We start from the raw sequence: 23,605 nt of genomic DNA, 5'->3' as shown, positions 1-23,605 counted from the left end.
CCCAGGTCAAAGATGCGCTTCGTCGTAGAGCTTGCGGCTCTCCAGCTGCTGTGTGATTTCGCGCTGTTGCTGCGCGATGTAAGGCTGCAATTCACGGGCGAGCTGCGCCGGATCCTTAACATCCCCCTGCACTGTCACCTGAATAGGCGCGCTGATATCAACCTTCTGCTCGATCTTCGGCGCCGGCGGTTTTGGCGGTACCGCCATCAGCGAAACCCCAGCGGGTGTGCTCGATGCCGGCGGCGAAGCCAGCGAACGAACGACGTCACCACCCACAGGCCCCGGCGTCTTGACGGCGCCAGGCATCAGCAGAGAGCCATCACCTTTAGGCGCGAAAGAAGTCGCGATATCAGCCATCACAGGCGGAATGTCTTTGCCGGCGTTGACCATCATCAACGGACCAGCATCGGGCATCTTCTTCAGCCCATCGTCGCCGCCTAAGAAGGACTTACCCAAATATCCGCCCAGAGCGTCGCCACCCAGGCTGCCCAGGTAGGCACCCAGCAACCCACCGACCACCGTGCCGATTATCGGCACCGCCGAGCCAATCGCCGCACCCGCCGCAGCGCCGGCAAGTGTGCCTGCCAAGCCCCCTGCGGCCTCGCCATAGCCTTTGGCCTTTTCATCGCGGGTTGTGGCGTTGTCGTAGGTATCTTTGATCTTGTAGCCAGCCTCAATGACCGCCAGGGCCGCAGGCAGCTTGGCGCCCTTGGGTAAGCCCAACCCGCGACCACCCGCCTTACCGCCCCTCCTACCTTTGCCGCCGCCGTCTACCCCACCATCCAGGCCGCCCAAGCCACCTGCAGGCAGATTGGTGACAATCACCTTTTGCGGGATGTTCGGGTTACCCATCAGCGAACCACGGCCGACGTTCAGCAGGCCCTTGCCGATCTTCAGCGCACTCAGCGCGGCGCCCAACGTGACTGCGCCTGCAGCAACCGCAGCGATCACCGCCGTAACTGGTTGGTACTTGTTGGCCAGGTCAGCCAGCGCATAGCCAACCTTCCCCAGGCCATCCGCGACCTTATCGGTCAAAGGCCGCAAACCATCTCCCAGGCTAATCATGGAGGCTTCCATGCCCGCCGTGGCCTCCGCCCATCTGCGGTTGGACGTTTCGCGGGCCTTGGCGGCGTCCGACTCGATCTTGGTCTTGCCGTCGGTTTTCTCGATCGTGACCATATCGGCCTTGATCTTGTCGCCGTATTTGATCTGCGCGAGCAAACCCGCACTGGCGCTCTGATCGCTGACGATGTTGGCTAGGCCAGCGGCTTCAGTCAGGGCCACCATGGCCTGCTGTTCCTCGGCGCTGCCGTCCGCTGCCGCCTTGATCTTGGCCTTGAGGGCCTCTATCTTTTTGGCCTTCGCCGGATCCTGACGCTTGATCATTTCCTGACTGAGCATGATGAAAGCGTCAACCGGGTTGGCTGCCTTGCCGCTTTTCGTCGCGGCCAGGATCGAGCCGGCCAGGTCGTAACCTTCCTTGGCAAAGCGCTCCTGGCTGGTACTGCTGATCACCGCGTTCAACAGGTTGTTCATGTTGGTCGCAGCGGCCGCAGAGTCCTGCGTTTGCGAATATTGCGACTGCAAGCTGGCCCCCAGAAAGCGCACCGCCTCCGGGCCTTCCATGCCCAGGCGCTTGATGTTACCGAGCATGGACGGCAGATACCGAGCCATGTCCTTGGGACCGAAGGCGCCGATATCCCCCGCTGCAGCGACCTGGCCCAGCATGCCGGCCATGTCCTCTTTCTTAACCCCAGCCTCCTTGAACGAGTTGATCAAGGTGGCAATGGTTTCGGCTTCCATGCCCTGCCCATCGATCAGATCGGCAATCTGGCCGGCATAGGCACTGGCTTCCTGCCAATCAACACCCTTTTCGATCAGGCCACCAACCGCCTTGGCGAGCAGTTGACGGCTCATGCCCTTGTCGTCCGCAATGGTCGAGACCATCGCAGTCATCTTGCCTTCGTCATCTGTGCCGGCTGTGTGCGCCCACAGCGACATCTGGCGCATTTGCGCCTGATAGTCGCCTGATATCTTGGTGGGGATAGCGACCGCCGCTGACAGCGCCGTCGCCTGGCCGAGCGAACTTTTCAGCCCGTCCTTACCCTGCTTGATTTGAATGTGGCCGAGCGCCTTAAGCTCAGCCCCACGGGCCACCTGCCCCAGTTTCTGGTACTCGTTGCGCAACTTACCAACCTCCACACCCTGATCCTTGAGGGTTCTGAGGTTGGTCTCTAACTTTTTCAGCAGGCCGTCAGGCCAGCGGCCAGCAGACGTGATCATCATGCGCAGGGACGACATTGAGGGCGATTACTTCTTGGTCACGCAAGGCAAGACAGGGCTTAAGCTTAGGATCCTGATGTACACAGAGGAGGGAGAAAACAGCTTGGGCAGGTTGATTCGGGAAATTACGGAGAGGAATGCCGGCCACGTCTCGAAGTACCTGCTGATAAACAGGCACGGAAAGCGAATGACGAAGGGAATGCTGCGCTTGCGCTGGGACAAGGCGCGGGAGAAAGCTTGTGCCAAAGCAATCGAAGAGGGCGATCCGCTTCTCGCCGCGAAGATTGGCGGTTTTCAGTTTCGCGACATCCGACCGAAAGCAGCATCGGAAATCATCGATATTGGAGACGCAAGCCTGCTACTGGGACACAGTAAGCAGGAGATCACAAAGCGAGTTTACAGGAGGATTGGCGCCACTGCTAAACCATCAAAATAGGCAAAGTTTCGGAACGCCTACCCGAAAGTTTCGGAACGCCCCTCAAAAACCGTAGCGCTCCACCCAAACCCCTTAAACACAAAAGCCCCGCAATCGCGGGGCTTTCGTGTGAATCTTGGCGGGAAACCAGGGATTCGAACCCTGGGAACGCTATTAACGTTCGCCGGTTTTCAAGACCGGTGCATTCAACCACTCTGCCAATTTCCCTTGTGCATCACAGGATTAGGGTAGCCCATCCTGTCTCAGCGGGCGCCATAATACCCGAATGAAACACACTGTCAAACTCTCGCCATCGCTTGTTACAGAGCGTCTGTTATGATCTTTGCGACTGAACGTTTCAAAACCGAAGGAGTGTCGCCATGCGCGAACAGAATTACGCAGTGAATGGTAACGCGCAGGCTGAGCAGCTTGAAGTCAGCCGCGTGTTGCGCAACACCTATGGCCTGCTCGCCCTTACCCTCGCATTCAGCGGCTTAATGGCGTTCGTGGCCCAGCAGATGCACGTCGGCTACCCGAATATCTTTGTCGTACTGATCGGTTTCTATGGCCTGTTCTTCCTGACCAACAAGCTGCGTGACTCGGCCTGGGGCCTGGTGTCGGCGTTTGCCTTGACCGGTTTCATGGGCTTTATCCTCGGCCCGATCCTCAACCGTTACCTCGGCATGGCCGGTGGTGCGGAAGTGGTCAGCTCGGCGTTTGCCATGACCGCCCTGGTGTTTGGTGGTCTGTCGGCCTACGTGCTGGTCACCCGCAAGGACATGAGCTTCCTGGGTGGCTTCATCACCGCGGGCTTCTTCGTGTTGCTGGCGGCGGTGGTGGCGGGCATGTTCTTCCAGATCAGCGGCCTGCAACTGGCGATCAGCGCGGGTTTTGTGCTGTTCTCCTCCGTGTGCATCCTGTTCCAGACCAGCGCCATCATCCACGGCGGTGAACGCAACTACATCATGGCGACCGTCAGCCTGTATGTGTCGATCTACAACCTGTTTATCAGCCTGTTGCAGATCTTCGGCATCATGAGCCGCGACGACTGATTTACTCGCTGCATAAAAAATGCCCCGTATCGAAAGATGCGGGGCATTTTTGTTTTCGGGGTATCAGTACTGGTTGGGTTCCATTTCCAGCTCGACCTTGAAACGCTGGGCGATGTCGCGCTGGATACGCTGGGCCAAGTTGGCAATATCGTGCCCTGTGGCGCCGCCATAGTTGACCAGCACCAGCGCCTGCAGGGCATGCACGCCGGCATCGCCGTCACGAAAGCCCTTCCAGCCGGCCTTGTCGATCAGCCAGCCAGCGGCCAGCTTCATCTGCCCATCCGCCTGTGGGTAAGCCACCAGGTCCGGATACTGTGCCTGTAACTCTTCAGCCAGGGCTTTGGACACCAACGGGTTCTTGAAGAAGCTGCCGGCATTGCCAAGCACTGCCGGGTCGGGCAATTTTTCGCTACGGATGCTGCAAATCGCGCGACTGACATCGCTCGGTGTCGCCTCGGTGATCCCCTGCCCTGCCAGGCGCTGCTGCACTGGGCCGTAGTCGAGCTTGAGGTGGCTGGCGCGGCTCAGGGCAAAGCGTACCCGCAGGATCAACCAGCGCCCGGTTTCGTGCTTGAACAGGCTGTCGCGGTAGGCAAAGTTGCATTCTTCCAGGCTGAAATCGCGCAACTCGCCCGTCTGGCGATCGAGGGCGGTCAAGCCGGCAAAGACGTCCTTGATCTCCACACCGTAGGCACCGATGTTCTGCATGGGGGCGGCACCGACGGTGCCGGGGATCAGGCTGAGGTTTTCCAGACCACAGAAGCCCTGCTCCAGGGTCCACAGCACAAACGGGTGCCAGGCCTCGCCTGCTTCGGCTTCGACCACCACCTGCACGCCATCATCCTGCAGCACGCGAATACCCTGGGTGGCCATGCGCAACACCAGGGCAGGAATGTCCTGGGTCAGCAGCAAGTTGCTGCCACCGCCGATCACCAGCAAGGGCAACGCCTGGGTCGACGCATAGGCCAGTGCCTCGCGCACATCGGCGTCACTGCGGGCCTCGGCGAACAGTCGGGCACGCACATCAATGCCAAAGCTGTTGAATGGCTTGAGCGACACCTGCGCCCGCACTTGCAAGGTCATAACCGCCCCTTCAATTCGATCACCAGTAAATCACACGCCCGCTCGATCAGGTCCAGGACCCACTCGAAGCCTTGTTCGCCTTCGTAGTAGGGATCCGGCACCTCGTCCACTTCAGCCTCATAGCGCCGCAGGAACAGGTCCAACTCCGCCTTGCCCTGGCCGGGCTGCATGGCCTTGAGGTTGCGCAGGTTGCTGTGGTCCATGGCCAGGATCAGGTCGTAGCGCGCAAAGTCGGCGCGGGAGACCTGCCGGGCCCTCTGGGCCGACAAATCGTAGCCGCGCACCAGCGCCGCACGTTGGCTGCGCTGGTCCGGCGGGTTGCCGACATGCCACTCGCCGGTGCCGGCGGACGCTACGTCGACCTGCCCCGCCAACCCGGCTTCGCGCAATTTATGGCGCAGTACGCCCTCAGCGGTGGGCGAGCGGCAGATATTGCCCAGGCAGACAAACAGAACCTCCATCAGGCCCCCAGCAGGCGACGGACGCGCTCAAGGTCTTCCGGGGTATCGACACCCGCAGGCGGTGCTTCCAGAGCATCGCCCACGTGGATGCGTACGCCGTGCCAAAGGGCTCGGAGTTGCTCCAGGGATTCGGTATTTTCCAACCAGCACGGCCCCCAGCTGACGAAGTCATGCAGAAACCCCGCACGATAGGCGTAGATACCTATATGGCGACGATACGGCACGCCTTCCGGCAGCAGGTCAGGGTTCCTGGCGAAGGCGTCGCGCGCCCAGGGCAAGGTCGAACGGCTGAAGGTCAGCGCCAGGCCGTTGACATCACTGACCACCTTGACCACGTTCGGGTTGAACAGGGTGTCGATGTCTTCAATCGGCTCAGCCAGGGTCGCCATACGCGCTTCACCGTGGGCGGCCAGGTTGGCGGCCACCTGGTCGATCACGCCCGGCGGGATCAACGGCTCGTCGCCTTGCACATTGACCACGATGGCGTCTGGCGCCAGGCCCAACTGCGTGGCCACTTCGGCCAGGCGATCGGTGCCGGAGTTGTGATCTTCACGGGTCAGCACCGCTTCGGCGCCGAACCCTTTGCAGGCTTCGATGATGCGCGGGTCATCAGTGGCCACCACGACACGCTCAGCGCTGCTTTTGCAGGCCTGCTCCCACACCAGCTGGATCATCGGCTTGCTGCCGATCAGTTGCAGCGGCTTGCCCGGCAGGCGTGTCGAGGCGTAGCGGGAAGGAATGACAACGGTAAAGGCTGTGGTCATTTATCCAGGCGCTCGTCGGTGGTCAGGGTGCGGGCTTCGCTTTCCAGCATTACCGGGATGCCATCACGGATCGGGTACGCCAGGCCGGCGCCCTTGCTGATCAGCTCGGTTTTATCGGCGCTGAGCTTGAGCGGGCCTTTGCAGATCGGGCAAGCGAGGATGTCGAGCAGTTTGGTGTCCATGAGTGTTTCCTGGAAAAAAGCGTTTAAGGCAAAAGACGGGCGGGCAGCAGGCGCATCAGCTGCGTGTCGAACCAGGCGACGAACGCCGGCGACGGCACCGCATCCACCGCAAGGTACCACCAGTCGGGCTGGGCAAAGGCGCGGCACTTCACCGCGTCCTTCTCGGTCATGACCAGTGGCAATGACGGGGTAAAACTCAAGACCTCGGCACTGTAGGGCGCATGGTCGGCGAAAGCATGGGGAATCGGCTGCCAGTGTAGCGTTTCGAGGGTGTTGAAGAAACGTTGCGGGTTGCCGATACCGGCAACCGCATGTACCTGCTGCCCCTCAGGAAAATACGCCAGCGACTGGCGCTCGCCGCTGTGCAGGTTGACCAATGCGGTAGGTTGCAGGCGAAATCCAAAGCCGTCGTCGCGATCCGAGCCAGCACCGTTGTAGAGCAGTGCATCCACACTGTGCAAACGCTCAACCGGTTCGCGCAACGGCCCCGCCGGCAGGCAACGGCGATTGCCCAGGCCCCGGGCGGCGTCGATCAGCACCAGTTCCAGGTCACGGGCCAGGCGGTAGTGTTGCAGCCCGTCGTCGGAGAGGATCAGGTCGAGGGTCTCGCTGGCAAACAAGGCCTGCACCGCACGACTGCGGTCGGGATCGATCATCAGCGGCACGCCGCAGCGCTGCACGATCAGCAAAGGCTCGTCGCCCGCCACCGTGGCGCTGTGGCTCGCCTCGACGCGCCATGGCAACTGCGGCGGCTTGGCGCCATACCCGCGACTGACCACACCCACCCGCAGGCCACTGCGCCGACAGTGTTCGATCAACCACAGGATCAACGGCGTCTTGCCGGTGCCGCCCACGGTGATATTACCGACCACCACCACCGGCACCGGCGATTGATAGATCTCGCCCTCTCCCGCCAGGAACCGCGCGCGCTTGCGCTGCACCACCCGGCGATACAACGATTCCAGCGGACGCAACAACGCCAGTGCCGGATGGCCCTCGTACCAGGCCTTGAGCAAACGATCGGACATGGCCATCAGGGTTGGCTCGCCGCCTCGACAGTGCTCATGCGCAGATGGCTGAAACCGAGCTTGCCGGCAGCGTCCATCGCAGTGATCACGGCCTGGTGCTGGGTCTTGCCATCGGCACTGATGGACAACGGCATCTTGGTATCGCCGCCGGACTCTTTCTCCAGGGCCGCCATGAGGCTGGCGAGGTCGTTTTTCTCGAGCACCTGGTTATTCACCGAAAACGCGCCGTCGGCGCTGATGGCGATGTCCAGTTGCTTGACTTCCTGGTCTTCGGCCGGCGAACCACTCACGGCTTCCGGCAGGTCGACGCGCAGTTCGGTCTGCCGGGTGAAGGTGGTGGTGACGACAAAAAACAGCAGCAGGATAAACACCACGTCGATCAACGACGCGAGGTTGATGTCGACATTTTCCCGTTGCTTGCGGCGAAATTTCACGCTTTGCCCCCAACCAGGTCCACATCACGGTCGCCCTGCACCACTTCCACCAGCTTGATGGCTTCCTGCTCCATACCGACCACCAGTTCATCGATGCGCCGCTGCAGGAAACGATGGAAGAACACCGAAGGAATACCGACCATCAGGCCCGCCGCCGTGGTAATCAGGGCCTTGGAGATACCGCCGGCCAGCACGGCCGCGTTGGTGGTCATGCCCGAGCCCATGAACGAGCTGAAAATATCGATCATGCCCAGTACCGTCCCCAGCAAACCGAGCAACGGCGCCATGGCGGCGATGGTGCCGAGGGCGTTGATATAGCGTTCCAGTTCATGGATGACCCGGGCGGCGGCCTCTTCGATGCACTCCTTCATGATCTCGCGACCATGCTTGGAGTTGGCCAGGCCGGCGGCGAGGATTTCACCCAGGGGCGAGTTGGCGCGCAGTTCCTTGAGTTTGTCCTTGTCCAGCTGCTTGTTCTTGATCCAGCTCCAGACCTGCCCCAGCAGATGCTCGGGGGTGACGCGACTGGCGCGCAGGGTCCACAAACGTTCGGCAACGATGCCGAGTGCGGCGATGGAGCTCAGGATGATGGGCAACATCATCCAGCCGCCAGATTTGACCAATTCCCACACAGTGAATGTCCCCTCGAAAAAGTGCGCCACTTTACCATATAGGTTCGGCGGCGGGGTTCGTCGGCCATGGACCCGTCTGTCCCAGGCGCCGGCCTTTGGCATGGCCGGCTCAGGGTAACGTTTCGCGCCAAAAACGGCGTTGACTACGCGCAACAGTGGGTGGCTGGAAAGCCCCTAATTGCACGCGCACCGCGCCCAGCTCGGCACTGTCGTATATCTGGCTGCCCAGTCGCTGGTAGCGCTCCACCACCTGCGGGTGAGGATGGCCGAACGCATTGCCACGCCCACGGGAAATCAGCACCGACGTGGGCGCCAGCCGCTGTAGAAAAGGCCAGGACGACGAACTGCGGCTGCCATGGTGAGGGGATTGCAGCCAGTCGGTGTGCACGGCCAACGAAGACGCGAGAAATGCTCGCTCGGCAGCCCGATCAATATCCCCCGTGAGCAGCAGCCGCTCACCATTGGCCTGGACCTGCAGAACACAGGACTTGGGGTTGCCATCAATCGCATCAGGCCACTGCCACAGCTCGAATGCCACACCGTCCCACTCCCACCGTTCGCCGCTGACACAGGGCTGGGTGGCGAGAAACGCGGGCAACCCTTCGGTTTCACCGCCCACGACACGCCGGATCGGCAACCCTCGGGCAACAGCCGACGCCCCACCGGCATGATCGGCGTCGGCGTGGCTCAGCAGCATCATATCCAGCGTCCCGACGCCGAGCTTTTTCAACGCGGGCACTACCACACGGGCACCGAGGTCAACCGTCCCCGAACGCGGGCCGGCATCGTAGAGCAACGTGTGATGGCGGGTACGCAGGATCAAGGCCTGACCCTGCCCGACATCCAGCTGCACCACCTCCACCCGCCCATGGGGCACGAGCTCGCGGGGTGGAAACACGGCCAACAACAGCAGCGGCAAGCCCAGTGGCCGAAACGGCACGCCGCTGGGCAGCAATAACAGCACCGCGCCGACCAGGCTGATCAGCCAGTAACCCAGGGGCACTTCGGCCGGTATCCAGGCAGGCATTAGCCCAGCGAGCCATGCCAAGCCCCGGAACAACTCGTCAAGCGCCCCACCCGCCAGCCACAACAAGCCCTCACCCGCATACGGCAGCGGCAACAATGTGCTCCCCAGCAACGCCAGGGGCAACACCACCAGGCTGATCCACGGCACGGCAACCAGGTTGGCCAGCGGCGCACTGACGCTGACGGGCAAGCCGAGCACCAGCAACACAGGAAACAGACCAACGGCAATCAAGCACTGGGGGCGTGTCCATGCCTGCCAGACACTCCACGGCCCCAAGCGCCCACCAAATCCCAGGACCAGCACCGCGACAGCCATGAAGGACAGCCAGAATCCGGGTTGCAGGCTGGCCAGTGGCTCCAGGATCAGCACGCCATTGAGTGCCAGCAACAACGGCCACCAGAAGCCCAGATGACGAAAGCGCAGGCGCCACAACAACACCAGCCCCACCATGACGCAGGCCCGTTGCACCGGCACGCCAAACCCTGCCAGCAGGCCGTACCCCAGCGCGGCGGCAAACGCCAGGCCGCACGCCCACGGCAGCCACGGCCAGGTGCGGGGCCAGCAGCCGTAGCGTGCAAGTAGCGCGACCAAGCCGTAGATCAACCCCGCCAGCAAGCCAATGTGCTGGCCGGAAATCACCAACAGGTGCACCGTGCCAGTGTCCTGCAACACCTGCCAGTCTTCGGCCGCCAGCCCGGAGCCATCCCCCAGCACCAAAGCCGCCAGGCCCGCCTCGCGGCCTTGGGCATCCACCGCCATCAGGCGTTGGCGGACCGTGTCACGCCAGGCATGACGCGCCGGCGCCAGGCGCTCACCATCCTTCACCGAGCCGGTGGCGCCAATGCGCTGGGCCAGCAGCCAGGCCTCCTGATCGAAACCGTGAAAATTGAGCAGCCCGGCAGGCCGTTTCAGCGTCAAGGCCAGACGCCAGCGCTCGTCACTGCGTACCGGCGGCCCGCCGTGCCAAAACACCCGGATGCGCTTGGGCAACCGGGCGTTGCGCGCCTGGCTGTCGGCCAGCTCAAAACGCACGCCCGTCCCTGTCTGCTGCGGCAACCCGGTTACACGGCCTTCCAGCCATCGCGTCTGGCCATCCAGCACCGGCCGTAGTCGATCATCCAGCGCCCACTGCGCGCTGATGCAGGCCCAGCTCAAACCCAGCAGGAAAAATGCCAGTGGCGACGTACGAAAAGGCAATAGCATCAATGCCAGCACCAACATGGCTATCAGCCACCCCGTCGACGGCAACGCCGGTAGAAAGCGCAAGGCAAGCAACCCCAGCGCGAGCGCGAACATCCCTGTCTTCATGAACCCTCCTTTTCAAGTGATCCACTCAGTCTTAGACGAGGGCCCAGCGTGTCCTATGATGTTTTGTCACAAAGTCTGAATTTTCTGTTTATAGAATGCGGGCATACTTGCCCCTCGAACTGACCTGGACCCCCTATGCCTCGGCGCTTATTCAAACGGTACATGCCCGACCCCACCAGTATCAGGGAACACAAGTCATTACAGTTTCTTGGCACGTTGCTGCACGACCCGAACCTCTGGCACCTGAATCGGCACTCCGTGGCACGCGCCATGGCCGTGGGTTTGTTCGCGGCGTTTATCCCGATCCCATTGCAGATGCTGCTGGCGGCAGTGCTGGCGATCACCGTGCGCGGCAATATGCCCATCGCCATCAGCCTGGTATGGCTGACCAACCCGATCACCATGCCGGTGGTGTTCATCTGCACCTACATGACCGGCGCCTGGCTGATGAATGTGCCACCGCGCAGCCTGCCCGACGACCTGACCTGGGAGTGGATCAGCGGCCAGTTGAGCACGCTGTGGCAGCCCTTCCTGCTGGGTTCGGTGGTGTTGGGGCTGGTGCTGGGCGCACTGGCCTACTGCCTGACCATGGGGTACTGGCGCTGGTGGGTCGCGCACCAATGGAAAAAGCGCAAGCAGCGCCGAGGCTGAGACCTATCGCGCCGGCAACCGCAGGTGCACACGCAGGCCCTGGCCGGTATTTTCCGCCCACAGGCTGCCGTCCTGGCGTTGCACGGCATTGCGCGCGATGCTCAGGCCCAGCCCGAAGCCACCATCGCCGGGCCTCGAACCGTCCAGCCGCGTAAACGGCGCAAAGATTCGCTCCAGATCCTGCTCATCGATTCCCCCGCCCTGGTCTTCCAACCAAAGGTGCCAATACTCCCCCTCGCGGCATCCATCCAGGCACACGACCCCCTCCGCCGGGGAATGGCGTATGGCGTTGCGCAGGATATTCTCCAGGGCCTGGGCCAGGGCATTCAGGTTGCCCCGTACCCAACTGTCGGCGCCCAGAAGGCAGGGCAGCCGCGACGCCGGCCAACCGCTTTCAAAGCACGCGTTCTCGCGCAGCATGTCCCACAGCGCCTGCACCTGAATATCTTCTTTGGGCAGCGGCGCCCGCTCGGTATCCAGCCAGGCCAGTTGCAGGCTGTCTTCCACCAGGCGCTGCATGGCATCGATCTCCCGCCCCAGCCGCTCACGCAGGCGCGCAAGATCCTGCTCACTGTCACAGGCCACCCGCAAACGGCTCAAGGGCGTGCGCAGTTCATGGGACATGTCCCTTAACAGCTGCTGTTGCAGCATCACCGTACCCTGCAAGCGCTCGGACATATGATCAAACGCGCGCCCCAGCTCGCCCAATTCGTCCTGGCGGCTGGTGGCGTCGTGGGACATCCGCGTATTCAATTGATCGGCACGCCATGCGTTGGCCTGCTCGCGCAGTTGATTGAGGGGCATGATCAGCAACCGATAGAGGCCGATGCACAGCAACAAGGTAAAGAGGCCGGGAATCACGCCGTTGGTCAGCACCCGCCAGAACAGTTGGTAGCGCCCCGGCATAAAACGCTGCGGCAGTTCAATCACCAGCGAACCGGCGCCCGGATCCACCGCAAACGGGATCTTCAACCACGGCAACCCCTTGACGTGGCGGCTGACCGGCCAATCCAGGCCCCGCAGAAAGGTCAGGCGCTGGCTTTCCGTGTCGGTCAGCGGGTAGCTGCTCAACGACTGCAAGTCATTGCCGATCACCCCGATCCACGTGCTTTCGCGCTTGCCCATTGCCTGCAGCCACGCATCAACGCCGGCATTGCCGCTCTGGTTCCAGGCCTGCTCGGCGCCGACCGCATAACCACTCAAGGTGCTCCTGGCCTCATCGGACAGGTAGGCGTTCTTTTGCTCCATGTACCGGCCCCAGGACCAACTGAGCCAGATCATCAGCAAACAGAAGGCGATCAGCAGGCAGGCGAGCTTCCAGAATAACGAGTGCCTGCCCGGCAGCCGTTTCAGTGATGCCTCAAAGCCCATCGTCGTGACCGCTCAGCACATAGCCCTTGCCCCACACCGTGCGTACCTCACGCTCGGTGTAGCCGATGGCCTTGAGCTTGCGGCGGATCTGGCTGATATGCATGTCGAGGCTGCGATCATGGGGCGCATAACCCCGTTGCAACACGTGCTGGTAGAGGAAGGCTTTGCTGAGGACTTCTTCAGCGTTGCGATGCAGGGTTTCCAGCAGGCGATATTCGCTGCGGGTCAGGCCCGCCCAGTGGCCTTGATGAAAAACATCGCACAGTTCATCGTCGAAACGCAGGGTGCGGGTATCCTCGCGCACGGGCTCAAGCGTCGGCAACGGGCGCCGATCCAGGGCCACCCGCCGCAGGATGGCTTCGATACGCACGCGCAGCTCTACCATGCTGAAGGGCTTTGGCAGGTAATCATCGGCACCCAGGCGAAAACCGCTGACGCGATCAGTTTCAGCGCCCAGGGCCGACATCAGGATCACCGGAATCGAATGGCTCCGGCGCAGATGGGTGAGGATCGACAAGCCATCCAGGCCCGGCAGCAGAATATCCATCAACACCACGTCGAATGCCTGGTCGCGCGCCATCTCCAAGCCCTGCTGACCGTTCTGGCACCAGGTGACCTGGAAGCCACAGCGCCCCAAATGCTCATGCACATAGGCACCCAGCACGGGGTCATCTTCAATTGTGAGGATACGGGGTAGGCCAACTGCTGCGGGATTCATTAGCGTCTGCAAGTCATTCTCAATCACTGATTATTCAAGATAACCCCGCCGCAGGCAATCGCCACACGGCGTCCAACGGCCCGAAGATTGCCCTCTGTCATTAATTTGCAAGATTCCAGGCCGCGCAAATGGCTACACTGCGCAGGTGGCGCGGGCCGGATGCCGGCGCGGAAGATTGATATCAGTGTGGTAGCAGGAGAGTGGCGTGCTTAAAAGAATGGGGATAAAAGGCCGCGTACTGTTGCTGACCTTATTACCGACCAGCCTGATGGCCTTGTTGTTGGGAGGGTACTTCACCTGGATGCAGCTCTCGGAGTTGCAGGCCCAACTGCTGCAACGCGGCGAAATGATCGCCGAGCAGCTGGCGCCCCTGGTGGCTCCGGCCATGGGCAGCAGGAATACCGACCTGCTGGAGCGTATCGCCACCCAATCCCTGGAACAGACGGACGTACGCACCGTGGCGTTCCTCGCGCCGGACCGCACGCCCCTGGCCCACGCCGGCCCGACCATGCTCAACCAGCCGCCGGTGGGTAACAGTTCCCACCTGCTGCAGCGCACCGGCAACGACGCCACGCGCTACCTGCTGCCGGTGTTTGGTCGCCATCGCAACCTGGCGGGCGATTTGATCCCCGATGAAGCCGATCGCCTGCTCGGCTGGGTCGAGGTGGAGTTGTCCCACAACGGTATGTTGCTGCGCGGCTATCGCAGCCTGTTCGCCAGCCTGCTGCTGATTGCCATCGGCCTGATCTGCACCGCAGCCCTGGCCTTGCGCATCAGCCGTACGATCAACGCGCCGATTGGCCTGATCAAGCAAGCGGTGGCCCAACTCAAGGACGGCAACCTGGAAACCCGCCTGCCACCCTTGGGCAGCCAGGAGCTGGATCAACTCGCATCGGGCATCAACCGCATGGCCGAAACCCTGCAAAACGCCCAGGAAGAATTGCAGCACAGCATCGACCAGGCCACCGAAGACGTGCGCCAGAACCTGGAAACCATCGAGATCCAGAACATCGAGCTGGACCTGGCGCGCAAGGAGGCCCTGGAGGCCAGCCGCATCAAGTCCGAGTTCCTGGCGAACATGAGCCATGAAATCCGTACGCCGCTCAACGGCATACTAGGCTTTACCCACCTGCTGCAAAAAAGCGAGCTGACCCCGCGCCAGCTGGACTACCTGGGCACCATCGAAAAATCCGCCGACAACCTGCTGGGCATCATCAACGAGATCCTCGATTTCTCGAAGATCGAGGCCGGCAAGCTGGTGCTCGACAGCATCCCGTTCAACCTGCGGGATCTGCTGCAAGACACCCTCACCATCCTCGCCCCCGCCGCCCATGCCAAGCAGCTGGAACTGGTCAGCCTGGTGTACCGCGACACGCCGCTGGCGCTGGTGGGCGACCCGCTGCGGCTCAAGCAGATCCTGACCAACCTGATCAGCAATGCGATCAAGTTCACCCGCGAAGGCACCATCGTGGCCCGGGCGATGATCGAGGACGAGCAGGAAGACAGCGTGCAACTGCGCATCAGCGTGCAGGACACCGGCATCGGCCTGTCCAGCCAGGACGTGCGGGCGTTGTTCCAGGCGTTCAGCCAGGCCGACAATTCACTGTCGCGCCAGCCCGGCGGCACGGGGCTTGGCCTGGTGATATCCAAGCGCCTGATCGAACAAATGGGCGGTGAAATCGGCGTCGACAGCACGCCGGGCGAAGGCTCTGAATTCTGGATCAGCCTGAACCTGCCCAAGACCCGCGACGACGTCGAAGACCTGCCCTGCGCGCCGTTGTTGGGCCATCGTGTAGCGGTGCTGGAAAACCACGACCTGGCGCGCCAGGCCCTGCAGCACCAATTGGAAGACTGTGGCCTGGAAGTAACGCCGTTCAATACCCTGGAAAGCCTGACCAACGGCATCACCAGCGCTCACCAGACCGAGCAGGCCATCGACCTCGCGGTACTCGGCGTGACCGCCAACGATATTCCGCCCGAGCGCCTCAACCAGCACCTGTGGGACCTCGAACACCTGGGTTGCAAAGTGCTGGTGCTGTGCCCCACCACCGAACAGATGCTGTTCAACGAGTCGGTACCCAACCCCAACAGCCAGTTGCAGGCCAAGCCGGCGTGTACCCGCAAGCTGCGCCGTGCCCTGTCCGACCTGATCAGCCCGCGGCCCTCCCGCAGTGAACCGGGTGAGCCGTTGTCCAGCCGTGCGCCGCGTGTGCTGTGTGTCGACGACAACCCGGCAAACCTGCTGTTGGTGCAAACCCTGCTGGAAGACATGGGCGCGCAGGTCCGGGCAGTGGAAAGCGGCTACGCGGCGGTCGACGCGGTGAAACAGGACACCTTCGACCTGGTGCTGATGGACGTGCAGATGCCGGGCATGGACGGACGCCAGAGCACCGAGGCGATCCGCCAGTGGGAAAGCGAGCGCCATGGCACGCCCTTGCCGGTGGTCGCCCTCACCGCCCACGCCATGGCCAACGAAAAGCGCGCCCTGCTGCAAAGTGGTATGGACGACTACCTGACCAAACCCATCAGCGAACGGCAACTGGCCCAGGTGGTGCTGAAATGGACCGGCCTGGCCCTGCGCAACCAGGTGCCGGAGCGCGCCGTCGAAGGCCTGGGCCCCGGGGTGCAATTGCAGGTGCTGGACCACGAGGAAGGCCTGCGCCTGGCCGCCGGCAAGATGGACCTGGCGGCCGACATGCTGGCCATGCTGCTGGCCTCCCTGGAAGCCGATCGCCAGGCCATTCACGTCGCCCGCGAGGCCAGGGACAACCTGGCCCTGATCGAACGCGTCCACCGTCTGCACGGCGCCACCCGCTACTGTGGCGTGCCGCAACTGCGCGCCGCCTGCCAGCGCGCCGAAACCCTGCTCAAGCAGGACGACGCCAAGGCCATGACCGCGCTGGACGAGCTGGACATGGCCATTGCACGGCTGGCCAGTGAAGCGCGGGTCAGCGCCTGAACTCATCAAAAAGGACGCCTTTGATGCGTGTGATTCTTTTCAGCAGCCAGACCTACGACCGCGACAGTTTCCTCGGCGAACCCTTGCCGCGCGGCCTGGAACTGCAATTCCAACCCGCCCGGCTCAACCTCGACACCGTCGCCCTGGCCGAACACCACGAGGTAGTCTGCGCCTTTATCAACGATGACCTCAGCGCCCCGGTGCTGGAACACCTGGCCAAGGGCGGCACGCGGTTGATCGCGTTGCGTTCGGCCGGCTACAACCATGTGGACCTGCCTGCCGCCAAACGCCTGGGCCTGACCATCGTGCGCGTCCCGGCCTATTCGCCCCATGCGATCGCCGAACACGCGGTGGCCCTGATCCTCGCCCTCAACCGCCGCCTGCATCGCGCCTACAACCGCACCCGCGACGGCGATTTCAGCCTGCATGGCCTCACCGGCTTCGACCTGGTGGGCAAGACCGTCGGCGTGGTCGGCACCGGCCAGATCGGCGCCACATTCGCCAGGATCATGGCGGGCTTCGGTTGCCAGTTGCTCGCCTACGACCCGTTCCCCAACCCCCAGGTCCAGGTGCTCGGCGCGCGCTATGTGAACCTGCCGGAGCTCCTGGCCCAGGCCCAGATCATCAGCCTGCACTGCCCGCTGACCGCCGACAGCAAGCACCTGATCAATGCGCACTCCCTGGCGCGGATGCAACCCGGCGCCATGCTGATCAACACCGGTCGCGGTGGCCTGGTCGACACGCCAGCGCTGATCGAAGCACTCAAGGACGGCCAGCTCGGCTACCTGGGGCTGGATGTGTACGAGGAGGAAGCCCAGCTGTTTTTCGAGGACCGCTCCGACCTGCCCCTGCAGGACGACGTGCTCGCGCGCCTGCTGACCTTCCCCAACGTGATCGTCACCGCACACCAGGCGTTCCTTACCCGCGAAGCCCTGGCGGCGATTGCCGGCACCACATTGGCCAATATTGCGGCATGGGCCGATGGCCGGGCGCAGAACCTCGTCGAAGGATGATCAGCGGTCACATACCAGGCTCATGATCAGCAGGCACCCGTGATAGGATGCCGCGCCTATTTGGAGGATCCATGGCCGAACACGATTTCCGCTTCAGCTTGCTGAGCCCGCAACACACCCTGATCGAATGCCGTGCCCTGGTGCCGGGCCGTTACCAGGTCACCGGCAACGGTGGCTCGATCAAGCATGACGACGTGCTGATCGTCACCCTGCGCGGCAGTAAAACCTTGTCCATGCGCCTTACCGTCGAAGGTGACGCGCGCTACTCCATCCGCCCTGCCGGCCAGTGGGTCGCCATGGCCCGCGGGCCGAAGTTCGGCGAGCTGGAGATTCACACCTGGAAGGTCAACTGCGACAGCTGCGACACCGTGCTGGAGTTTGAATTCGCGGTGGAAACCAAGCTGACCAAGGAGCCGCTGCAACCGGCCGCCAATGCACGCATTGCCGAGTTGGGTTGGGCCAGCGAAGGCGACAAACATCGTTGCCCGAAATGCCAGAAGGCCGGGCAATGAAAGGCCTGCTTCTGCTCGCCGCCGTCGGTGCGGCCCTGAGTGGCTGCGCCGGTGACGCGGCCAAGCTCAAGCAGGATCACAGCTACGTGGTGGAGTGGATTGGTGAGCGGCCGTTGATGGATTACGCACACCTGACCGTCACCCTCGGCGCCGATGGGCGTGCCTACGGCAACGGCGGTTGCAACCACTGGTTCGCGCCGTACACCCTTGAGGGCGACAAACTCAGCTTCGGCAAGCTCGGCAGCACCCGCAAGCTCTGCGCCGAGGCCCTGATGGAGCAGGAACAGCGCTTCTTCCAGGCCCTGCAAGGCGTACAGCGCTGGGACATCTCGCCGATCGAGCAGACCCGCTTCTGGCCGACCGAAGGCAAGCCGATTCGCCTATGGCTCGAAGAGGGCTGATTCCACCGACCTACAGGTTGGTGAGATTTAAATAATGAGATGGGTTGGCAGGTGGGAAGTTGCTCGGCTGTAGATCTCGTGGGCACCGCTGGGCCCCTGTGGGAGATGTCGAGCTTTAGCGAGGCTTCGATGGCGGCGGCATGGTTGGCAGGTGTGTCGGCTGACACACCGCTATCGGGGCAAGTCGAATCGTCGCACCGCCCCTCCCACATTTGATCGGGGGCAATACTCTAGCCGCGCAAGGCCTTGAGCTTGGCCAACACCCCTTCCGCCGTCTGCTCACCCATCAACTGCTCGCGCACCTTGCCCTTGTCATCAATGATATAGGTCACCGGCAACGCTTCGCTGCGCGGAATCTCGAAGATCCCGTCCGGGTTCTGTGCCAGCACGGTGAACTTGATCCCCAGTTTGTCGCTGGCCTCTTTCAGCTCTGCACCCTGCACATTGTCGAAGTTAACCCCGAACACCCCCACGCCCTGCCCCTTCAACTGTTCCGCCAGGGCGTTGAGTTCGGGGATTTCCGTACGGCATGGGCCACACCATTCCGCCCAGTAGTTGACCACCAGCCACTGTTTGTCCAGGCGCTCGGCCGCGACCTTCTGGCCGTACTGGTCAACGCCGTAGTCATTGCCGCAGCCGCTGAGCAGCAGGGTTGTAATGATCGCCAATGCACCGATCAGTCGCCTTGTCATGGGGTATTCCTTCGCAAAAATGAACGTTGGCTGCGACCTATCGCCTCTTACGGTTTAAGGACAGGACGCCGCGCAGGTAGAATACCCGCCACCTTACGCAAGATGCGACCCGCACATGACCGATCTGACGCTTTATCACAACCCGCGCTGCTCGAAATCCCGCGGTGCGCTCGAACTGCTGGAAGCCCGAGGCCTCGCCCCCACCGTGGTGCGTTACCTGGAAAACCCGCTGAATGCCGCGCAATTGAAGGCACTGCTGGCCAAGCTGGGCATCAGCGCCCGCCAACTGCTGCGCACCGGCGAAGACGAATACAAGGCCCTCAACCTGGCCGACGCCAGCCTCAGCGAAGCGCAGTTGATCGCCGCGATCGCCGAACACCCCAAGCTGATGGAACGCCCGATCCTGGAAACCGCCAATAAAGCCATCATTGGCCGTCCGCCAGAGAACGTGCTGGAGATCCTGCCGTGACTGCGCCGTATGTACTGGTGTTGTATTACAGCCGCAATGGCTCGGTGAGCGAAATGGCTCGGCAGATTGCCCGTGGCATCGAGCAAGGCGGGATGGAAGCGCGGCTGCGCACCGTACCGGCGATCTCCACCGAATGCGAAGCCGTGGCGCCGAGCATCCCGGACGAAGGCGCGCTGTACGCCAGCCTCGATGACTTGAAAAACTGCTCGGGCCTGGCCCTGGGCAGCCCGACGCGCTTCGGCAACATGGCCGCGCCGCTCAAGTACTTCCTCGACGGCACCAGCAACCTGTGGCTCACCGGTGCGTTGGTCGGCAAGCCGGCCGGGGTGTTCACCTCCACCGCCAGCCTGCATGGCGGCCAGGAAACCACGCTGATGTCGATGCTGCTGCCGCTGCTGCACCACGGCATGCTGATCACTGGCCTGCCCTACAGCGAACAGGCGCTGCTCGACACCCAGGGCGGCGGCACGCCGTATGGCGCCAGCCACCATGCCGGGCCGGATGGCAAGCGCCTGCTCGACCCGCATGAAATCACCCTGTGCCGGGCCCTGGGCCTGCGCCTGGCCAAGACCGCCACGCTGCTGGAGAACGGCCGTGGCCAGGAAGCCTAAGGTTCTACCGCCGCAAGCGTGGCTGGAGCCACGGGTCAAGGCGGCACGCGCGTTAAGCCTGCTGGCGTTTTTCGCCCTGGTGGGTTTGTTGTGCGGGTACTACCTGTTCGTCGCCGACCTGCACGGCGCACGCCCGTGGGTGATCCTGCTGATCGAACTGGTGCCGCTGCTGGTGCTGGCGCCGGGGATGATCATCGGCAGCGCGCGCGGGTATTCGTGGATGTGCTTTGCGGTGAACCTGTATTTCATCAAGGGCGCGCTGGCGGCGTATGACCCGAACCGGCAATGGTTCGGGGTGCTGGAGATGCTGGCCAGCCTGGCGGTGTTTTGCACGGCGCTGCTGTATGTGCGCTGGCGGCACCAGTTGAACCGCCGGTTGGCCACACCCTAGAACCCGGTCAGTGATTCACCGTATAGGCCAGCATCATCGACAGCTGGCACATCGGCCGCCCACTCTCGGCATGCCACTGGTTGAACGCAGCCTGCACCGTGGCCAGGTCGCGCAGGCTGGTGGGTGCCTTGTCGACAATCTTCTGCGCATTCAATGCCGCGACCACGTCATCGCTCGGCACAAAGGTATCCTTGCCCACCATCCGCAAAAAGCGCGGGGCCGACAGCCCGCCCAACTGATGACCGTGCTTGCTCAGGTATTTCCATAACCCAACGATATCGGTCACCGGCCAGTCGGCGATAAATGCGCCGAAGCTGCCTTTTTCCTGCTCGATGTCCAGGATCATCTGCGCATTGCGCGGCACACTCTTGAGCTTGCCCAGGTGACGGATGATGCGCGTGTCCTGCATCAGCCGCTCCAGATGCTCAGCGCCCATCAGCACGACTTTTTCCGGGTCGAAGCCAAAGAACACTTGCTCGAACGCCGGCCACTTGGCATCCACCACGCTGTGTTTCAAGCCGGCGCGAAACACGCGCAGCGCCAAGGTCGACAGGTAGCGATCATCACTGATCTTGCGCAACTGCGCCGGAGTCTTGGGCACCGGCAGGTGGGCGTCCAGCTCGGCCGCTGAACCGAAGCGGTTCAGACAATATTCGTGCAGCCACTTGTAATCGCGCATGCCCTCTCCTGCTGTTGAATGCTGGCAATGGAATTGAAAACGGCGCCCGCAAGCGCCGTGTGTCAGAGCGTTGAATGGGCTCAGAGGTTCACAACATTGACGAAGCGCGACGCGGCGCTCTCATCGATTTTCAGGCTGGTGAAGTCGAACAGGTTGCGGTCGGCCAATTGCGATGGCTGCACGTTCTGCAGGCTGCGGAAGATACTTTCGGTACGCCCTGGCGTCTTGCGTTCCCAGTCCACCAGCATGTCCTTGACCACCTGGCGCTGCAGGTTTTCCTGGGAGCCGCACAGGTTGCACGGGATGATCGGGAATTGCTTGAGGTCGGAGTAGGCCTGGATGTCCTTCTCGTTGCAATACGCCAGCGGGCGGATCACCACGTTGCGCCCGTCATCGGCACGCAGCTTGGGCGGCATGGCCTTGAGCGAGCCGTTGAAGAACATATTGAGGAAGAAGGTCTCGACGATATCGTCGCGGTGGTGACCCAGGGCCATCTTGGTCGCACCGATCTCATCGGCAAAGGTGTAGAGCGTGCCACGGCGCAGGCGCGAGCATAGCGAGCAGGTGGTCTTGCCTTCAGGGATCAGTTCCTTGACCACCGAATAGGTGTCTTTTTCGACGATGTGGTACTCGACGCCCAGCGCCTTGAGGTAGGCCGGCAGCACGTGCTCGGGGAAGCCCGGTTGTTTCTGGTCCATATTGACCGCAACGATGTCGAACTTGATCGGCGCGACCTTTTGCAGGTGCAGCAGCACGTCGAGCATGGTGTAGCTGTCTTTGCCGCCGGAGAGGCAGACCATGACCTTGTCGCCGTCCTCGATCATGTTGAAATCGGCGACTGCCTCACCGGCCAGGCGGCGCAGGCGTTTTTGCAGTTTGTTCTGGTTGACCGTAAGAGTGCCCATGGCGCTTGGATCCGCTGGAGGTGTGTGACGAAAAGCCGGGTATTTTACGCAAAAAAAACAGCTAAAGGGCTAACAGTAAAAGACCCCGCCGCGATTAGGCCCCCTGTTTACAGCGCAATTTGCTCTAAAGGCCCTACGGTTATTCCGGTCATCCCTTCCTATACTGCGACTTGAGGTCGCACACATATATCCAGACCTTTGTGGCCATCTGGCCCGTGGGCGCTCCGATGGGGGGCGATGGTAATAACGACAGGAGTGACTGGCATGATCCATCACGTCGTGGGGCTGTTTACCCATCCCGACCAGGAATGGCGGGAAATTCGTGGCGATAAAGAAGAAAGCATCGGCCACATGTACCTCACTCACACCCTGATTCTCGCGGCGATCCCCGCCGTATCGGCTTTTATCGGCACCACCCAGGTCGGCTGGGTCATCGGCAACCGCTCCCCGGTCATGCTGACCCAGGAAAGTGCGCTGTGGATGACTCTCATGTCCTACGCGGCCATGCTCGGCGGCGTGGCAGTGATGGGCGCGTTCATCCACTGGATGGCCCGCACCTACGACGCCAACCCCAGCATGGCGCGGTGCGTGGCGTTTGCCACCTATACCGCGACACCTCTGTTTATCGGCGGGCTGGCGGCGCTCTACCCGCATATGTGGCTGGGCATGGTGGTGGGCACTGCGGCGATCTGCTACACGGTGTACCTGCTGTATGTCGGCGTACCGACCTTCATGAGCATCGATCCGGATGAAGGTTTCCTGTTTTCCAGCTCGATACTGGCCGTAGGGCTGGTGGTGCTGGTGGCGATCATGGCGTTTACCGTGATTGTCTGGGGGCTGGGCGTGGGGCCGATCTACACTAACTGACCCGTTCAATCGTGAAGGAAAGGCCACCGCAAGGTGGCCTTGTGCGTTATGCATGACCATTCGGCGCCTGACAGATTCGGAAACACCCCGCTTTGCGGCATACTGGACGCCTCTGGAGATATGTACAGCATGCCCGAGCAACTCAATACCCGCGTCGAAGATTGTTTCCTGCAAGCCGAATCCTTTTTCAAACGAAGCTTCAAACGCCCCCAGGTCAGCCTCAAGCTGCGGGGCCAGAAGGCCGGTGTCGCGCATTTGCACGAGAACCTGCTGCGCTTCAACCCACAGTTGTACCGAGAAAACAGCCAACACTTCCTGAAACAGACCGTGGCCCATGAGGTGGCGCACCTGATTGCCCACCAATTGTTCGGCGAACGCATCCAGCCCCATGGCGAGGAATGGCAACTGATCATGCGTGGGGTCTATGAACTGCCGCCGGACCGCTGCCACACCTATGCCGTGAAGCGTCGCCAGGTAACCCGCTATATTTATCGTTGCCCGTGTGCCGACAGTGACTTTCCGTTTTCGTCGCAACGCCATGGCATGGTGGCTCAGGGGCGGCGGTACCTGTGTCGGCGCTGTCGGCAGACATTGGTGTTTACCGGCGAAACCAGAGTGGAATAAAGGCCTCATCGGGAGCAAGCCCCCTCCCACATTTTGATCGTATTCACAGGCCTAATGTGGGAGGGGGCTTGCT

At 62.2% G+C, this 23,605-nt stretch carries 25 protein-coding genes, 1 tRNA gene and 1 pseudogene; 12 read left to right on the top strand and 15 right to left on the bottom strand.

Translation table 11 applies throughout. The annotated features are described in order from the left end of the window. Nucleotides 1-6 precede the first annotated feature (6 nt). Nucleotides 7-2,301 (bottom strand): phage tail tape measure protein, encoded by a 2,295-nt coding sequence (locus BFQ01_RS23535; RefSeq protein WP_083244922.1) that lies wholly within the window; start codon nucleotides 2,299-2,301, stop codon nucleotides 7-9. Between BFQ01_RS23535 and BFQ01_RS23530 the strand changes: the two are divergent. Next, nucleotides 2,255-2,719, top strand: a pseudogene (locus BFQ01_RS23530) (tyrosine-type recombinase/integrase); the annotation flags it as partial. The gene BFQ01_RS23535 and the pseudogene BFQ01_RS23530 overlap by 47 nt on opposite strands. A 116-nt stretch (nucleotides 2,720-2,835) precedes the next feature. Here the strand turns inward: BFQ01_RS23530 and BFQ01_RS23525 are convergent. Continuing rightward, a tRNA-Ser gene (locus BFQ01_RS23525) sits at nucleotides 2,836-2,926 on the bottom strand. A 152-nt stretch (nucleotides 2,927-3,078) separates the two neighbouring features. Here BFQ01_RS23525 and BFQ01_RS23520 point away from each other — a divergent pair. Then, complete coding sequence (locus tag BFQ01_RS23520) at nucleotides 3,079-3,750, top strand: Bax inhibitor-1/YccA family protein (protein WP_027607314.1); 672 nt, start codon at nucleotides 3,079-3,081, stop codon at nucleotides 3,748-3,750. Nucleotides 3,751-3,813: 63 nt separating this feature from the next. Here the strand turns inward: BFQ01_RS23520 and murB are convergent, their stop codons facing one another. The 8 genes from murB to BFQ01_RS23480 form a co-directional block, all read right to left on the bottom strand. Beyond that, on the bottom strand, nucleotides 3,814-4,833 hold the full coding sequence (gene murB / locus BFQ01_RS23515; protein ID WP_065927095.1) for a UDP-N-acetylmuramate dehydrogenase: 1,020 nt from the start codon (nucleotides 4,831-4,833) through the stop codon (nucleotides 3,814-3,816). Then, entirely contained in the window at nucleotides 4,830-5,294 is a 465-nt protein-coding gene (locus tag BFQ01_RS23510; protein ID WP_065927094.1) for a low molecular weight protein-tyrosine-phosphatase, read from the bottom strand. The genes murB and BFQ01_RS23510 overlap by 4 nt, the downstream gene beginning before the upstream one ends. Then, the gene (gene kdsB / locus BFQ01_RS23505; protein ID WP_065927093.1) at nucleotides 5,294-6,058 is read right to left on the bottom strand and encodes a 3-deoxy-manno-octulosonate cytidylyltransferase; all 765 of its coding nucleotides are present in this window, start codon (nucleotides 6,056-6,058) and stop codon (nucleotides 5,294-5,296) included. The genes BFQ01_RS23510 and kdsB overlap by 1 nt, the downstream gene beginning before the upstream one ends. Then, nucleotides 6,055-6,240 carry a Trm112 family protein gene (locus tag BFQ01_RS23500; protein ID WP_003174668.1) on the bottom strand — a complete coding sequence of 62 codons (186 nt, stop codon included), beginning with the start codon at nucleotides 6,238-6,240 and terminating at the stop codon, nucleotides 6,055-6,057. Before BFQ01_RS23500 ends, kdsB begins: the two co-directional genes overlap by 4 nt. Nucleotides 6,241-6,263: 23 nt before the next feature. Continuing rightward, the gene (gene lpxK / locus BFQ01_RS23495) at nucleotides 6,264-7,274 is read right to left on the bottom strand and encodes a tetraacyldisaccharide 4'-kinase (RefSeq protein ID WP_065927092.1); all 1,011 of its coding nucleotides are present in this window, start codon (nucleotides 7,272-7,274) and stop codon (nucleotides 6,264-6,266) included. Beyond that, nucleotides 7,274-7,702 (bottom strand): ExbD/TolR family protein, encoded by a 429-nt coding sequence (locus BFQ01_RS23490; protein ID WP_027607319.1) that lies wholly within the window; start codon nucleotides 7,700-7,702, stop codon nucleotides 7,274-7,276. The genes lpxK and BFQ01_RS23490 overlap by 1 nt, the downstream gene beginning before the upstream one ends. Then, the gene (locus BFQ01_RS23485; RefSeq protein WP_027607320.1) at nucleotides 7,699-8,334 is read right to left on the bottom strand and encodes a MotA/TolQ/ExbB proton channel family protein; all 636 of its coding nucleotides are present in this window, start codon (nucleotides 8,332-8,334) and stop codon (nucleotides 7,699-7,701) included. Before BFQ01_RS23485 ends, BFQ01_RS23490 begins: the two co-directional genes overlap by 4 nt. Before the next feature lie 109 nt (nucleotides 8,335-8,443). After that, complete coding sequence (locus tag BFQ01_RS23480; protein WP_256097773.1) at nucleotides 8,444-10,669, bottom strand: ComEC/Rec2 family competence protein; 2,226 nt, start codon at nucleotides 10,667-10,669, stop codon at nucleotides 8,444-8,446. A gap of 135 nt (nucleotides 10,670-10,804) precedes the next feature. Here BFQ01_RS23480 and BFQ01_RS23475 point away from each other — a divergent pair, with 135 nt between their 5' ends. Continuing rightward, nucleotides 10,805-11,320, top strand: coding sequence for a DUF2062 domain-containing protein (locus BFQ01_RS23475; protein ID WP_027607322.1), 516 nt, complete (start codon nucleotides 10,805-10,807; stop codon nucleotides 11,318-11,320). A gap of 3 nt (nucleotides 11,321-11,323) precedes the next feature. On the opposite strand, the gene BFQ01_RS23470 is transcribed toward BFQ01_RS23475, so the two are convergent. Further along, a complete protein-coding gene (locus BFQ01_RS23470) occupies nucleotides 11,324-12,691 on the bottom strand; it encodes a sensor histidine kinase (protein WP_065927090.1) in 1,368 nt (455 codons plus the stop codon). Then, nucleotides 12,681-13,409: a response regulator transcription factor gene (locus BFQ01_RS23465; RefSeq protein WP_065927089.1), complete on the bottom strand. Its 729-nt coding sequence runs from the start codon at nucleotides 13,407-13,409 to the stop codon at nucleotides 12,681-12,683. The genes BFQ01_RS23470 and BFQ01_RS23465 overlap by 11 nt, the downstream gene beginning before the upstream one ends. A gap of 205 nt (nucleotides 13,410-13,614) precedes the next feature. On the opposite strand from BFQ01_RS23465, the gene BFQ01_RS23460 reads away from it, so the two are divergent. The 4 genes from BFQ01_RS23460 to BFQ01_RS23445 all read left to right on the top strand — a co-directional run bounded on the left by BFQ01_RS23460 (nucleotide 13,615) and on the right by BFQ01_RS23445 (nucleotide 18,294). Next, on the top strand, nucleotides 13,615-16,368 hold the full coding sequence (locus tag BFQ01_RS23460) for a response regulator (protein WP_065927088.1): 2,754 nt from the start codon (nucleotides 13,615-13,617) through the stop codon (nucleotides 16,366-16,368). A 23-nt stretch (nucleotides 16,369-16,391) separates the two neighbouring features. Next, nucleotides 16,392-17,381 (top strand): 2-hydroxyacid dehydrogenase, encoded by a 990-nt coding sequence (locus BFQ01_RS23455; protein WP_065927087.1) that lies wholly within the window; start codon nucleotides 16,392-16,394, stop codon nucleotides 17,379-17,381. 71 nt (nucleotides 17,382-17,452) lie between these two features. Next, complete coding sequence (locus BFQ01_RS23450; protein WP_027607327.1) at nucleotides 17,453-17,893, top strand: hypothetical protein; 441 nt, start codon at nucleotides 17,453-17,455, stop codon at nucleotides 17,891-17,893. Then, nucleotides 17,890-18,294: an META domain-containing protein gene (locus BFQ01_RS23445; protein ID WP_065927086.1), complete on the top strand. Its 405-nt coding sequence runs from the start codon at nucleotides 17,890-17,892 to the stop codon at nucleotides 18,292-18,294. Before BFQ01_RS23450 ends, BFQ01_RS23445 begins: the two co-directional genes overlap by 4 nt. A gap of 230 nt (nucleotides 18,295-18,524) precedes the next feature. On the opposite strand, the gene BFQ01_RS23440 is transcribed toward BFQ01_RS23445, so the two are convergent. After that, the gene (locus tag BFQ01_RS23440) at nucleotides 18,525-18,986 is read right to left on the bottom strand and encodes a TlpA disulfide reductase family protein (protein WP_032889653.1); all 462 of its coding nucleotides are present in this window, start codon (nucleotides 18,984-18,986) and stop codon (nucleotides 18,525-18,527) included. A 115-nt stretch (nucleotides 18,987-19,101) separates the two neighbouring features. Between BFQ01_RS23440 and arsC the strand changes: the two genes are divergently transcribed. The 3 genes from arsC to BFQ01_RS23425 are packed head-to-tail and all read left to right on the top strand — an operon-like array spanning nucleotide 19,102 to nucleotide 20,457. After that, nucleotides 19,102-19,455, top strand: coding sequence for an arsenate reductase (glutaredoxin) (gene arsC, locus BFQ01_RS23435; RefSeq protein ID WP_065927085.1), 354 nt, complete (start codon nucleotides 19,102-19,104; stop codon nucleotides 19,453-19,455). Beyond that, a complete protein-coding gene (gene wrbA, locus BFQ01_RS23430) occupies nucleotides 19,452-20,066 on the top strand; it encodes an NAD(P)H:quinone oxidoreductase (RefSeq protein ID WP_027606360.1) in 615 nt (204 codons plus the stop codon). The genes arsC and wrbA overlap by 4 nt, the downstream gene beginning before the upstream one ends. Then, nucleotides 20,050-20,457 carry a DUF2069 domain-containing protein gene (locus BFQ01_RS23425; protein WP_065927084.1) on the top strand — a complete coding sequence of 136 codons (408 nt, stop codon included), beginning with the start codon at nucleotides 20,050-20,052 and terminating at the stop codon, nucleotides 20,455-20,457. Before wrbA ends, BFQ01_RS23425 begins: the two co-directional genes overlap by 17 nt. A gap of 7 nt (nucleotides 20,458-20,464) precedes the next feature. Here BFQ01_RS23425 and BFQ01_RS23420 read toward each other — a convergent pair whose 3' ends face one another. Next, nucleotides 20,465-21,136, bottom strand: a complete 672-nt coding sequence (locus BFQ01_RS23420; protein WP_027606358.1) for a DNA-3-methyladenine glycosylase I — start codon at nucleotides 21,134-21,136, stop codon at nucleotides 20,465-20,467. A gap of 80 nt (nucleotides 21,137-21,216) precedes the next feature. After that, entirely contained in the window at nucleotides 21,217-22,041 is an 825-nt protein-coding gene (ttcA, locus tag BFQ01_RS23415; RefSeq protein ID WP_065927083.1) for a tRNA 2-thiocytidine(32) synthetase TtcA, read from the bottom strand. Between the two features lie 264 nt (nucleotides 22,042-22,305). Between ttcA and BFQ01_RS23410 the strand changes: the two genes are divergently transcribed. Beyond that, on the top strand, nucleotides 22,306-22,908 hold the full coding sequence (locus tag BFQ01_RS23410; protein ID WP_027606356.1) for a Yip1 family protein: 603 nt from the start codon (nucleotides 22,306-22,308) through the stop codon (nucleotides 22,906-22,908). A gap of 129 nt (nucleotides 22,909-23,037) precedes the next feature. After that, the gene (locus BFQ01_RS23405) at nucleotides 23,038-23,532 is read left to right on the top strand and encodes a SprT family zinc-dependent metalloprotease (RefSeq protein ID WP_027606355.1); all 495 of its coding nucleotides are present in this window, start codon (nucleotides 23,038-23,040) and stop codon (nucleotides 23,530-23,532) included. The last annotated feature ends 73 nt before the right edge of the window (nucleotides 23,533-23,605 follow it).

The sequence above is a fragment of the Pseudomonas sp. 8 R 14 genome (genome assembly GCF_900005955.1).
Lineage (GTDB): Bacteria > Pseudomonadota > Gammaproteobacteria > Pseudomonadales > Pseudomonadaceae > Aquipseudomonas > Aquipseudomonas marginalis.
Note: the sequence above shows the minus strand (reverse complement) of the source record. Positions and strands in the feature narration are given on the sequence as shown.